Here is a 13,002-nt window from a genome sequence, read left to right on the forward strand (position 1 = left end):
TCTCCGCTGTTTGCCCGTTGTAATTTGATTGTGCCCGTTGTTACCGTACTGTCAATCCCCAGTTACAAGATCCTTTGCTCCCGGAGGTCTCGCCATGTCGTTGTCCGGAGTCGGAGTCAGCCCCGGCCAGGCCGAGGGCCCACGCGTCGTCGTAGCCACTGACCTGCATCAACCCGAGAATGGGCCAGCCCCCGCGGACCCGGCCGGGGAAGCCGACCGGATCGGTCCGGCCGCCGCCCGGGTGGCTGCCCGGTTGTCCGATCGTGCCCGCTCTGCGTCCGGCGATGCCCGGTCGGTCTTGGAAACGACCGCGGCGATGGCGGCGGATCCAGCGCTGCTCTCGTCCGCCGAACAGCTCGTCCGGGAGCAGTCGCTTCCCGCGCCGCGTGCGGTCTGGGACGCGGCCGCGAAGTTCATGGCGGCGCTCGAAGCCGCGGGCGGCTACCTGGCCGAGCGCGCTCGCGACGTCGCCGACGTGCGGGACCGGATCGTCGCGGACCTGCTCGGAGTCGCCCCGCCGGGAGTGCCCGAACTGACGTCGCCGAGCGTGCTCGTGGCCCGCGACCTCGCCCCGGCCGACACCGCCGGTCTCGACCCGGAGCTGGTCCTCGCGCTGGTGACCGAAGAGGGCGGACCGACCAGCCACACCGCGATTCTCGCTCGGGCACTGGGAATTCCGGCCGTGGTCGCGTGCACCGGAGTGCTCGCCGCGGACAGCCCAGGCCTCGCCGTGGACGGTTCCGCCGGGACGGTTTCGCTCGCCGACGGCCGTGTGCGCGCCGCGAGCCGGAAACCGCGCGCGGAATGGGACGGCGTCGGCGCGCTGTCCGACGGGCATCTGGTGAAACTCCTCGCGAACGTCGGTTCCGCAGCGGACGCCCGCGCGGCGGCCGACGCGGGCGCGGAGGGAATCGGCTTGTTCCGTACGGAATTCTGCTACCTCGACGCGACCGAGGAGCCGTCCGTGGAGGCACAGCGGGCGGCCTACGCGGCAGTGCTGGCTCCGTTCGCCGGGAAACCGGTGATCGTCCGGACGCTCGACGCCGGTTCGGACAAACCGTTGGCGTTCCTGGACATGGGCGACGAACCGAATCCGGCGCTGGGCGTGCGCGGCGTTCGGGTCGCGTTCGAACGCCCGGAGCTGCTGGACCGGCAGCTGGCCGCGATCGCTGGCGCCGCCGCCGACACCGGGGCCGAGCTTTCCGTGATGGCGCCGATGATCGCGACCGCCGCCGAGGCACGCTGGTTCGCCGAACGCGCGCGGGCGGCGGGGATCGCCAGGGCAGGCGTGATGATCGAGGTCCCAGCGGCGGCGTTGTGCGCCAAGGAAATCCTCGCCGAGGTCGACTTCGTCTCGTTGGGCACCAACGATCTGGCCCAGTACGTCTTCGCCGCCGACCGGCAGCTCGGCGCGGTCGCCGCGCTCAACGACCCGGGCCAGACCGCCTTGCTCCGCCTGGCCGGGATGGTCGCCCAGGCCGGGGCCGCCGCCGGGAAACCGGTCGGGGTGTGCGGGGAAGCCGCCGCCGACCCGGGACTGGCCCCGGTGCTGGCCGGGCTCGGGGTGACCAGCCTGTCGATGAACTCGGCCGCGCTCGCCTCCGTCGGCGCGACGCTGCGCGCGATCGACCTGCCCGGCTGCCGCGAAGCCGCCGCCGACCTCGGGTCTCGTGAGTGTTCGTGCCGGTTCTAACCGGCACGAACACTCACGAGGCCTGCCGGGACCACTTGCGCAGCCGCGGCGGCACGCGCTTTTCCAGTCCGTAGTTCTCCAGGTGGGCGGAGAACACCTCGTCGAACGCTTGCTGCACGGTCTCGGTGTCCCAGTCCGGCCGCTCCAGGATCGGCTGCTTCAAATACGGCTGCCCCATGACGTGCAGCTGCGGGCCGTTGCACCGGATCATCTGCCCGGTGATGCCGTGCGATCCCTCTCCGAGCAGGAACAGCACGAGCGGCGCGATCTTCGCCGGCGTGCGCTCCGGCGGGCACGCGCGCAGCGCGCGTTCGGACTTCCAGACCATCCGGGTGTGCGCCACCGGGCACACGGCGTTGACCCGGATCCCGGAGTCCTCGAGGTCCAGCGCCCACGAATAGGTCAGCGACGCGACCGCGCCCTTGCTCGCCGAGTACACCCCGAGCTTGCGCTGCCCGAGCGACGCGCCGGAGGAGATGTTCACGATCGACCCGCCGCCGCCCGCGCCGACCATCGCCCGGATCGCGGCCAGCCCGGTGTACATCACGCCGAGCACGTTCACCTCGACCAGCTGGCGGGCCTGCTCCGCGTCGTCCTCCCAGGGCAGCGCCTCGTAGTTGAGCCCCGCGTTGTTGACCAGTCCGTCGATCCGGCCGAACTCGGCGACGCACTGGTCGACGATCGCCTGCGCCTGCGCGGGGTCGGCCACGCTGTGCCCGTTCGCGACCGCGCGCCCGCCGTGGCCGCGGATGGTCGCGGCCGTGCGCTCGGCCAGGTCGGCGTCCACGTCGTTGACCACCACCGCACCGCCCGCTCTGGCGACGTGCACGGCGAACGCCTCCCCGAGCCCGCGCCCGGCGCCGGTCACGACCACGGCCTTGTCCTGCAACAGTCTGTCCACGCTCACTCCCCGCTGGTGCGCCCGGCGCGAGGACGTCCGCTCCGCCGGGTCTCTCCCAGTGTTGGACCGTTCGGCCCAGTCGCGCCGGAGGATGGCGACGAACGGTGGTCGCGCTGCGCCGAACGAGGAAAGCTGATCAGTGCTACGGATACCCCGCGGCAGGTCAGTCCGAACAGCTCCGCGTTCCGGCCACCGGATTCTTCCCGACTGTTCACCCTGGTGTGATCGGCGGCATACTGAGGGTGCATGCCCTGGCCGGAGCAGTGACACTCCTGGCCAGGAGCGAACCAGGCGAAGGCACAATGCGGGTCACCCGCATTCACTCGATCGGGGAGGGGGCAGTGGTCATCTCGTGACGACCGAAGCGACCTCTCGGCTTACGGCGCCGCTGCGGAATGTCGAATACCGCGTGCTCTGGGCGGCGGAGGCCATCTCGAGCGCGGGCGACCAGCTGGCGAAGGTGGCGTTGTCCATCCTCGTCTACCACCGCACCGGTTCCGCGCTCTGGGCTGCCGTCGTCTACGCGCTGACCTTCCTGCCCGCGCTCGCCGGCGGGCTCGGGCTGTCCTTCCTCGCCGACCGCTACCCGCGCCGCGCCGTCTTGAGCGTGAGCGCCGCGGCGCAGGCGGTGCTGGTCGGGTTGATGAGCCTGCCCGGGATGCCGCTGGCCGCGCTGTGCACGTTGCTCGTCGCGGTGCAGCTCGCCGCGTCACCGGCGAACGCCGCGCAGAACGCGATCACCCGAGAGGTCTTCACCGACGACCATCTGTACCTGCGCAGCCAAGACCTGCGCGGGATCACCACCAACACGGTGCAGCTGCTCGGTTTGGCGGGCGGCGGCGTGCTGGTGACGGCAGTGGGCACCTCGTGGGCGCTGGCGATCGACGCGGTGAGTTTCGCGGTGGCCTCGGTGATCGTGCGGGTGTGGGTGCACGACCGGCCCGCCGCCGGAGGCGACCACAGCACCTGGTTCTCCGCCACGCGCTGGGTGTTCGGGCAGCGCAAACTGCGCGTGCTGATCGCGTTGTCGTGGCTCGTGGGGCTGGCGGTGGTGCCCGAAGGGCTGGCCGCGCCGCTGGCCCAGCAGCTGAACGCGCCGTCCGCGGCGGTCGGCTGGCTGCTCGCCGCCGACCCGCTCGGCTTCGTCGCCGGGGCCTATCTGCTGTCGAAATTCGCGTCCGCCGAGGTCCGGCAGCGGCTGCTCGGCGTGCTGGCGACGACGTCGCTGGCCTTGCTCGCGCTGTTCTGGCTGCAGCCGAATCTGGTGGTCGCGCTGGTGCTGCTCGCGCTCGCCGGTGCGATGGGCGCCTACATCATCACCGTGACCGCGACGTTCTCCACCTGGGTGCCGAACGAGCTGCGCGGCGGCGCCGGCGGGCTCTACCGCACGGGGCTGCGCGTGGCGCAGGGCATCGGGGTGGCTCTCGGCGGGGTGGTCGCGCAGGCGACCGGATCTGCCGTCACCGCCATCGCGCTGGCCGGGCTGGCCGGCGTGGCTCTGGCGATCCCCACCGCGTTCTCGTGGACCCGGGTGCGGCACGCGGTCGCGGCCGGCGCCTGATCGTGGGTTGCGGGATGGAACTGTGGCCGGGGTCGAGGCACCGGCCGAATGGGTCCGGATACGCCGGACGGGAAGTCGTTTCACGCTTCACGGTCACGCACGGAACACACCTCCGTTCGCATTGTCACGAATCCGCAGTGGATCGGTCACGGAACTCACGCTTCACGGTCACGCACAGCTGTCCACCTCCACTCGCTGACAATTCACCGGAAAATGACAACAGCTCGTTTCACGCTTCGCGGTCGCGCACGGGAAAACACCTCACTCGGGGGGACGGCGGGGACGCTCCTCCGCAATTTACTTCATGGATGCAGCAGTTGTCGCGGAAGGCGTCTCCGGGTTCGGAGACTACGACCGAATACAGCGTTCGAAGTCGGTGAGTGAGATGATACCGGCAACTGATAACGGCGCAGAACCGGGAACCGTCCGGGAACCGCATCCGACTCCGGAGGAGGCACGGCCCGATGCCCGGAACCGAACCGGCGCGCGGTGAGCACCGCGGCCCCGGGGAGGAACCGCCCGCCGCGACGGGCTTCGCCGGACGGCTGCGCGCGCTGATCGCCGCGAACCCCGTTTCCTCCTGGGATCTCTGGACGAAACCGCGCCGGATGGTGGCGTTCCTGCTCGCCTGGGACGCGATCGCGGTGGCGCTGCTGACCTTCGGCGTGGTCGCGTCGCCGAGCCCGGATCTCGTGGACTGGGGCCGGTTCGCGATCCTCGCCGGCTGCGCGACGGTGCACATCCAGCTCACCCGGCGGCAGGAGGAACGGCGGCGCAACCGGGTCACCGCCGTCCACATCGACCTGACCGGCATCTGGGTGTTCCCGGCCGCGCTGCTGCTGCCGATCCCGCTGACTCTCCTGCTGATCGCGCTCCTGCGCGTCCAGCGGTGGTTCAACTCCCGGCGGCCGCCGCACAAGTTCGTGTTCACCTCGTTCACGCATGCGGTGTCGGCATTGCTGGCGCACCACCTCTACCAGACTTTCGCCTCCGCCGAACTCGCCCGGCTTTCGCCGGCGAACTCGTTGCAGGTCTTCGGGATCCTGATGCTCGTCGGCTTCAGCTACGCGGCGCTGCAGGCCATCGTGATCGGCGGGCTGCTCGCCCTCGGCGGCACGTCCGCGCCCACCCTGCGCAACGTGCTGGGCACCAAGGACGACAACCTGCTGGAGCTGTCGACGATCAGCCTCGGCACCATCGCGACGATCCTGCTCGTGAACATCCCGCCCGCGATCGTGATCCTCGTGCTGATCACGGTGCTGGGCAACCGGCTGGCGGAAATCAACCAACTGCAGTCCGAAGCGCGCACCGATCCGAAAACCGGGATCTTCAACGTGCGCGGGTGGTCGGAGTCCGCGGAGCGCGCGCTGGCGAGGGCCGCACGCGGCGGGGAAACCCTGGCGCTGCTGATGATCGACCTCGATCACTTCAAGTGGATCAACGACACGTACGGCCATCCGGCGGGCGACGACGTGCTCCGCACGGTCGCGCAAACCCTCGACGAGATAACGCGCCCCAAGGACATCATCGGCCGCTTCGGCGGCGAGGAGTTCCTCATCCTGCTGCCCGATGTGGACAGCACGGCGGCGAAGGTGACCGCGGAACGGATCCGTACCGCAATCGCCGATCAGCGCATCGTGACGACCGACAAACGCGGCGGTTCCGCATTGATCACCGGCCGTACCGCGTCGATCGGCGTCGCATTGCTCGGGGTGAACGGAACGACACTGGAACAGTTGCTGCAAGCCGCCGACGCGGCCGTCTACACCGCGAAGGAAGGCGGCCGGAACCAGGTCCGCTTCGCGGATGCGAATCTGCCGTCCGAGTGATCCACAATTCCGATCACCGGCACTGTTTGCGATTAATCGCGAAACCGATTCAGCAACTGTGCGCGACTGTCCGCACCCCGTTCTGCCGCCGGGTTAGTCCGCGGGGTTAATTGTCCTCGGCGCCGCTAACCGCGACGGCTGGTTTTCGGGAAGGAACGAAAGCCGCCGGGCCCGCTCGGCCGAGTGCCCGGAATCCGCCGCCGCAGCCCGGACCCGACCGCCGCTCCGTCCGTCCCGTCCCCTCCCGCACCCCTCCGGCCAGAGCGCCCCAATGTGGCATTGGGTGCGTGGGACGCACCGAACGCCACATTGGGTGCGTCAGATGCACCCAATGCCACATTGGGGCGCTCCTCGGCCAGCGGGCCACATGCGGGAGCCGCGGGCCAGGTGCGGAACCCCTGGGGGTTACCCCCCGCGCGGGTGAGGGGGACAGCCGCCTCCCGCGGCGCGCGCCGGGCTGGCACCCTGGTGCGCATGCCAGCCACCGACGACCGTGCCCCGGCCGCCGTTCGCGTTCGCCGACCTTGGTCGACGTCCGGCTGGCTGCTGCTCGTCCTGCTCGTGGTGTTCGGGTTCGGCCTGATCGCCTCGCGGCCCGCGTCCCCGCCCGACCAGGGTCCGCCGACCGGCGGCGTGCTCGCGGCGCAGAACGCGGTCGACGCGCTCGCCCACCCCGACGGGCAAGCCACCGCGCTGGCGCTCCTGCCCAAGGACTTCACCGCGGTCACCGGAGTGAAGCCCGGCGCGCTGCCCGCCCGCGACGGCACCGTCCGCGCGGCCCACCTCGACGGCGGCTGCTCGGCCCCGTGGGGCGACGACAACACGAAGTGGGACTTCTCCGTCCCGTGCAAGGCCCACGACCTCGGCTACGACCTGCTCCGCTACGCCAACGACAAGGGCCACCCGCTCGGCCAGTCCGCCCGCGCCGCGCTCGACGACCGGCTCGAACAGGACATGCACCGCACCTGCGAGCTGAACCCGATGAACTCCGAGCGCACCTGCCAGCTGGTCGCGTCGGTGTTCACCGGCGGGCTGGTGGTCAACTCGTGGCATCAGCGCTGGGGCCCGCCGGTCGGCGACCCGATCGGCCCGATGGTCGCCGGCGTGCTGGTGATCGGCTGTCTGCTCGTGATGCGCCTGCGCGGCTGGCACACCGCCCGCCGCACCACCCCGCGCCCGCGCCTGCCTCGCGGCATTCCCCGGCCGTGGGCGGTGCTCGGCATCGCCGGGGCCGCGGCGCTGATGGTCGGCGAGTCGGCGACCGCGCTGGCCGACTGGGCGGGCGCGCCGCAGGCCTCCTGGTGGCCGCTGACCTGGCTCGCCCAGCTCACCCCGTTGCTCTTCTTCGCGGGCGGGCTCGCCAACGCGGCGGGCTGGCGGGCCGAACGCGACCGCGGTTACCGGCATTACCTCGCCGAACGGTCCAGCCCGCTGCTGCGCCCGGCGTTGATCTTCGCCGTGGTCGCCCTGATCGTGCCTTTGGCGCTGGAACTGCTCGGCATCCCGGCCGGGACCAACGCCACCGTCATGCGGATCGCGCTGCACCCGTTGTGGCTGCTGGGCGTCTACTTGCTGACCGTCGTCGGCGCGCCAATGCTGCTCGCGCTCTACCGCCGTACGCGGCTGTGGTCAGTCGCGGCGCTGACGGCCGTCGTCGTAGCCGGAGAGCTCGCCGCCAGCTGGACGGACGTGTCCTGGCCGCGCTACGCCGCCACGCTCGCCTTGGCGCTCCTCGCGCAGCAGGTGGCGTTCGCGTACGCGGATGGCGTCCGGCTTCGCCGCCCAGTGCTCGCTGTCGCTGCCGTAAGCGGCGTCGCGGCTCTCGCACTCGCGATGTTCGCCTTCGACGCTTCGCCGGTGCTGCTCGGCAACCCGGGCGCGCCTGCCGCGTTGTCCGCGCGGCCGTGGACCGTGCTGCTGCTGGGTGTGTCGCAGCTCGGCCTCGTCGGGCTCCTCGCGACACCACTGCGTCGCTGGGCCGCACGCGACCGCGTTACCCGCACCGCCGCATTGATGCTGCGTGCCCCGATGAGCCTGTACCTGGCGTTCCTCGCCGCGATGCTGCTGCTCGTCGCCGTCGTGTACCTGCCCGGACCGATCGCGAACGGCCTGAGCTGGCTCCTCCAGCCCCGCATGCTCGCCGCGGTGGCGCTGCTGCTCGTGCCCGCGGCGCTGGTCTTCTGGTGGTTCGAACGCCACCCGGGCAAACCCGGTGCCGAAGCACCTGTCGCACCGCTTCCGTACACGCCGACCGGCCGCCGTCCGGTGCTGCTCACTCGCGCGGCCGCCGCGCTGGGCATCGGCTACGCGACGCTCGGCGTGTTCGGTCTGGCGCTGGCCCGCTTCGGCGCCGAAGCCGCGGACGCCGACGTACTCGGCTTGAGGCTGGACCCGGTCCAGAGCCTCGTGCACCTTCTCCTCGGCGTCCTGCTGCTGCACGCCGTCCGGACCGGCGGGGCGGCGACCTCGGCCGCGACGTGGTTCGCCGCCGCGCTGACCTGCGTTCCGTCTCTCGTGGCCGCCGCCGGCGGTGAAACGCACGGCTCGGCGGTCGTCGTGCTGCACATCCTGACCGCGGTGTTCGCGCTGGTCGGAGCGGGTTCGTGCATGGTTCCGACGAGACGGGCGGCTCCCGCGGCGCCCTGACCCGCGACACGCGTACCGCCGACCGGGCGAAACTGCTTCGGATACCGGAACATAGGTGGTGCGCACCACACCGCCCGGGGGAGGTGCGAATCCGTCGCAACCCCCGCCCGGCACCATGCGTCTCCAGAAGCGGACGACCAGAACGACGAGAAGGAGCCGGCCCCGTGGACTACCCGCCTCGGAACGGGCAAGGCGATCGCCGCCCCGCCCGCTCGTGGCAGGACCAGCCCGGCCGGGGACCGGCGCGGCGGCCCGGGCCACCGCCCCGCTCGCGACGCGAACCGCAGGCCGCCGGACCGCCTCGGCGTCCCGGCCCGCCCCCGCGCCGTCCGCACCGGGGGTCCCGGCGCGGCGGGCTGCGCGGGGCGAAAATCGCTCTCACCGTGGTGTCGCTGCTGGTCATGGGGCTCACCGGATACGCGTGGGCGTCGCTGCAGGGGCTGGTCAACGGCCTGAACTACTCCGACGTGATCGGCGAGGGCGGGGGCGGCGACAAACCGGCCGACGGCGCCCGCGACATCCTCCTGGTCGGCCTCGACAGCCGCACCGACATGCAGGGCAACCCGCTCTCCCCGGAACTGCTCGCCCAGCTGCGCGCGGGCGAATCGGACGGCGAGCTGAACACCGACACGCTGATCCTGGTCCACATCCCGAACGACGGCAGCAAGGCCGTCGCGCTCTCGCTGCCGCGCGACTCGTACGTGGACATCCCCGGCTACGGCAAGCACAAGATCAACTCGGCGTACGCCAGGGCGATGCTGCAGGCGCGCAAGGACCTCCAGGCCCAAGGCGTCACCGATCCGAAGGAACTCGACGTCAAGGCCAACCAGGCCGGGGCGCGGCTGCTGATCTCGACCATCCAGGAGCTCACCGGGTCCACCATCGACAACTACGCGGCGATCAACCTGCTCGGCTTCAGCGACATCACGAAGGCCGTCGGCGGCGTGGACGTCTGCCTGAAGAACAACGTCGACGACGACTACTCCGGCGCGAACTTCACCAAGGGCCAGCACACCATCTCCGGGGTGGAGGCGCTGGAGTTCGTCCGGCAGCGGCACGGCCTGCCGCGCGGCGACCTCGACCGCGTGGTGCGCCAGCAGGTGTTCATGGCGGGCATGGCGCGCAAGGTGCTGTCCGCGGGAACGCTGACCGACCCGAGCAAGCTCAACGCTCTGGTCGACGCCATCAAGAAGTCCGTGGTGCTGAACCAGAACTGGGACATCTTCAACTTCGCCCAGCAGATGAAGGGCCTCACCGGCGGACAGCTGGAGTTCCGCACCATCCCGGTCGACAACGTCGAGTACCGCACGCCGAACGACGGCGTCGCGGTGAAGGTCGACCCGGCGAAGGTGAAGGCGTTCGTGCAGGGCCTCGCCGGTCCGCAGGCCGGAGCCGACGGCGCTCCGGCGCAGCAGCAGCCGCCGAAGCCGGACGAGTCGCATAAGGACACGACGGTCGACGTGCGCAATGCCTCGGACCGCACTGGTCTCGCCGCGAGCGTGTCGAAGCAACTGGTGGACAAGGGCTTCACCGCCGGCGACACGGACAACGCGTCCTCGCGCAAGACGACTGTGATCTGGGTCCCAAGCGGCGGCGAGGCGGCCGGGCAGGCGGTCGCCGACGCGCTCGGCACCAAGGCGACGGTGCAGGAAGACAAGAGCGTGCCCAAGGGCCACGTGAAGGTCTACCTCGGTTCGGACTACCAGCCTTCCGCCGGCGCTTCGAGCGGAACCGGTGCCGCGCAAGCACCTCCGGCGCAGCAGCAGGCCGCACCGCCGTCGACGCCCACCGGTCCGGGGAGCGACGACCAGCCGATCACCGCCGACGGGGTGCCCTGCGTCAACTGACGCGTTGCTCCATTCGGGGCAAGTAGAAATTTCTCCCGAAACCCGCGTAATGAGCGGCCGCTTCGGCACTTTCACCACCGGGACGCAAGCCCGCGTCCGCGAAGTTGGTTGAGGGGCAGGGGCCGTGATCGACGCTGAGCACTACCAGCGGGTGCTGGGAGACGAGCTGCGCAAGCTCAGGCGTGGCCGGGGATGGACGCGCAAAGAGCTGAACGCGCATCTGCAGAGCGAAATCTCGCTGCAGACACTGGCGACGTATGAACTGGGCACGCGGCAGTGTTCCGTGGTGCGCCTGGTCGAACTGTGCGTGGCGATGGACGAGCTTCCGCAGGATTTGCTGGCGAAGGTGCACAGCCGGGTCTTCACCGAGGAACCTGGCCGGGTCCGCGTGGACCTGCGCCGGGTCGTCGCGGAGGCCGGTCCGGAACTGACTCCGCTGCGGCGCTGGGCCGAAGGACGGTTGCGGCAGAACGGAGTCGCGATGCCGGGTTCGCCCGCCCGCGCGGACGCCACTGCCCGGGCTTCCGTTCCGGTACCCGGATCCTCAAGCACGCCAAGCCCTTCCGCTCCCTCGGCTGCGGGCCAGCCCGCTTCGGCGAGCACCTCGGCCGACGAGGTGTCGTTCGACTTCGCCGCACTGGAGCGGATGGCCGAACTGTGCGGTCTTCCGACGGCCGAGCTGGTTTCGCACCTGCGCAAGCTCGCTCCGGCCTGACCACAGACCACGAGGGGGACCTTCGCGACTCCTCCCCTGCCGCGAAAGTCCCCCTCGTACTGCTCAATCTCCGCACAGGTTTCTTTACTGTCCGACGACGACACCGCTCGACGACAACGCTGCCCGCGTCCGGCCGGCGTCCACTGTGGAGCGCCCGCTCCGCGCTGAACGCTGCCCGCCGGAGCCCACGTACTACGAGGGGAACTTTCGCGACTCCTCCCCTGCCGCGAAAGCTTCCCCTCGTACCTCATAGTCCACTGTGGACTACCGCAGAGACCACGAGGGGGACCTTCGCGGCGCCATCCCCCGCCGCGAAAGTCCCCTTCGTGCCCCCTCAGCCGAGCAGTTCGTAGTCCTCCCGCCGAACCGTCCGGGTGTCGAGCCAGTACCGCCAGGTGAAGCCCGGCCACAGCGTCCGGTTCACGCCCTTGGCGTCGAGATACCAGCTCTTGCAGCCGCCTTGAGTCCAGATGCCCTTGTCGAGCTTGTGCTGCACCTGCGCGTTGAACCGCTCCTGCACGTCCTCGCGCGGGTCCAGCGCCCGGTCGCCCGCAAGCCGCAACGCCTGCGCGATATAGGAAATCTGCGCCTCGATCATGAAGACCACCGAGTTGTGGCCGAGTCCGGTGTTCGGCCCGAGCAGGAAGAACAGGTTCGGGAAGCCGTTCACGGTGATCCCGAGATGCGTCCGCATCCCTTCGCTCGCCCATTCCTTCGCGAGATTCCGCCCGTCGCGGCCGACGATCTCGAGGCTGTCGAACGCGTCGGTCACGTGGAATCCGGTGCCGTAGACGATCGCGTCCACCTCGTGCTCGACGCCTGCCCGGTCGACGATGCTGTGCTCGCGCACCTCGGCCACGCCGTCGGTGACCACGTCGACGTTGTCTCGGGCGAGCGCCGGGTAGTAGTCGTTCGAGATGAGCACGCGTTTGCAGCCCATGGTGTAGTCCGGGGTCAGCTTGGCGCGCAGTTCCGGATCCTTCACCGCGCGGTCGATGTTGGCCTTCGCGAGCCGCTGCCCGATCTTCATGATCCACGGCTGGCCGTTGAAGCCGATCGCGCGCGCTTCCAGGGTCCAGTAAAGGAAATTCCGGTACAGCCGCTGCACCGGCGGCACCGCGCGGAACAGCCCGCGCAGCCAGCCCGGCATGTCGCGGTCGGCCTTCGGCATCACCCACGGCGGCGTGCGCTGGAACAGCGTCAGCTCCGCCGTCTCCGGCGCGATCTTCGGCACGAACTGGACCGCGCTGGCCCCGGTGCCGACCACGGCGACGCGTTTGCCTGCGAAGTCGAAGTCGTGCTCCCACTCGGCGGAGTGGAACGCGCGGCCCTGGAACCGCTCGATGCCCGGCAGGTCCGGGATCATCGGCCGGTGCAGCGCGCCGACGCCCGCGACCAGCGCCGGGGCGACGAACTCGTCGCCGCCGCGGGTGCTGACGTGCCAGCGGTTCTCCTCGGCGTCCCAGCGCGCGCCGGTCATCTCCTGCCCGAAGCGGATGAAGCGGCGCAGGTCGTACTTGTCCGCGACCCCGCGCATGTACTCGTAGATCTCCGGCTGCGGCGAATACGCGCGCGACCAGCCGGGGTTCTGTTCGAAGGAGAAGGAGTACATGTGCGACGGGATGTCGCACGCGCAACCGGGGTAGCTGTTGTCCCGCCAGGTTCCGCCGACGTCCTGGGCCTTCTCGAGCACCACGAAGTCTTCGCGGCCGTCCTTGCGCAGCTGAATCGCCATGCCGAGCCCGGAGAACCCGGTGCCGACCACGATCACGCCGGTCTCGGTGCGGTTGCCCATGCGTCCTCCCGTTAA

Annotated in this window: 8 protein-coding genes; 6 read left to right on the plus strand and 2 right to left on the minus strand. The window is 70.5% G+C overall.

What is annotated here, in order from left to right; all coding sequences use genetic code 11:
- Positions 1 to 94 precede the first annotated feature (94 nt).
- Positions 95 to 1,693, plus strand: a complete 1,599-nt coding sequence (locus L3Q65_RS27075; protein WP_237597005.1) for a phosphoenolpyruvate--protein phosphotransferase — start codon at positions 95 to 97, stop codon at positions 1,691 to 1,693.
- A 13-nt stretch (positions 1,694 to 1,706) separates the two neighbouring features.
- On the opposite strand, the gene L3Q65_RS27080 is transcribed toward L3Q65_RS27075, so the two are convergent.
- A complete protein-coding gene (locus L3Q65_RS27080; RefSeq protein WP_237597006.1) occupies positions 1,707 to 2,594 on the minus strand; it encodes an SDR family NAD(P)-dependent oxidoreductase in 888 nt (295 codons plus the stop codon).
- Positions 2,595 to 2,946: 352 nt separating this feature from the next.
- On the opposite strand from L3Q65_RS27080, the gene L3Q65_RS27085 reads away from it, so the two are divergent.
- The 5 genes from L3Q65_RS27085 to L3Q65_RS47670 all read left to right on the plus strand — a co-directional run bounded on the left by L3Q65_RS27085 (position 2,947) and on the right by L3Q65_RS47670 (position 11,192).
- On the plus strand, positions 2,947 to 4,155 hold the full coding sequence (locus tag L3Q65_RS27085; protein ID WP_182891113.1) for an MFS transporter: 1,209 nt from the start codon (positions 2,947 to 2,949) through the stop codon (positions 4,153 to 4,155).
- A 464-nt stretch (positions 4,156 to 4,619) separates the two neighbouring features.
- Positions 4,620 to 5,984 carry a GGDEF domain-containing protein gene (locus L3Q65_RS27090; RefSeq protein WP_237597007.1) on the plus strand — a complete coding sequence of 455 codons (1,365 nt, stop codon included), beginning with the start codon at positions 4,620 to 4,622 and terminating at the stop codon, positions 5,982 to 5,984.
- Positions 5,985 to 6,458: 474 nt separating this feature from the next.
- Positions 6,459 to 8,630: a phospholipase A2 gene (locus L3Q65_RS27095; RefSeq protein WP_237597008.1), complete on the plus strand. Its 2,172-nt coding sequence runs from the start codon at positions 6,459 to 6,461 to the stop codon at positions 8,628 to 8,630.
- Positions 8,631 to 8,794: 164 nt separating this feature from the next.
- Positions 8,795 to 10,477, plus strand: a complete 1,683-nt coding sequence (locus L3Q65_RS27100; protein WP_370648122.1) for an LCP family protein — start codon at positions 8,795 to 8,797, stop codon at positions 10,475 to 10,477.
- A 124-nt stretch (positions 10,478 to 10,601) separates the two neighbouring features.
- Positions 10,602 to 11,192, plus strand: coding sequence for a helix-turn-helix transcriptional regulator (locus L3Q65_RS47670; protein ID WP_370648123.1), 591 nt, complete (start codon positions 10,602 to 10,604; stop codon positions 11,190 to 11,192).
- Positions 11,193 to 11,526: 334 nt separating this feature from the next.
- On the opposite strand, the gene L3Q65_RS27110 is transcribed toward L3Q65_RS47670, so the two are convergent.
- Positions 11,527 to 12,987 carry an NAD(P)/FAD-dependent oxidoreductase gene (locus tag L3Q65_RS27110; protein ID WP_182891110.1) on the minus strand — a complete coding sequence of 487 codons (1,461 nt, stop codon included), beginning with the start codon at positions 12,985 to 12,987 and terminating at the stop codon, positions 11,527 to 11,529.
- Between the last annotated feature and the right edge of the window lie 15 nt (positions 12,988 to 13,002).

The organism is Amycolatopsis sp. FU40, assembly GCF_021903635.1.
Lineage (GTDB): Bacteria > Actinomycetota > Actinomycetes > Mycobacteriales > Pseudonocardiaceae > Amycolatopsis > Amycolatopsis dendrobii.

Coding starts and splice junctions, on each gene's coding strand:
- L3Q65_RS27075 (WP_237597005.1), top strand. CDS start 95: ATGTCGTTGTCCGGAGTCGGAGTCAGCCCCGGCCAGGCCGAGGGCCCA.
- L3Q65_RS27090 (WP_237597007.1), top strand. CDS start 4,620: ATGCCCGGAACCGAACCGGCGCGCGGTGAGCACCGCGGCCCCGGGGAG.
- L3Q65_RS27110 (WP_182891110.1), bottom strand. CDS start 12,987: ATGGGCAACCGCACCGAGACCGGCGTGATCGTGGTCGGCACCGGGTTC.
- L3Q65_RS27095 (WP_237597008.1), top strand. CDS start 6,459: ATGCCAGCCACCGACGACCGTGCCCCGGCCGCCGTTCGCGTTCGCCGA.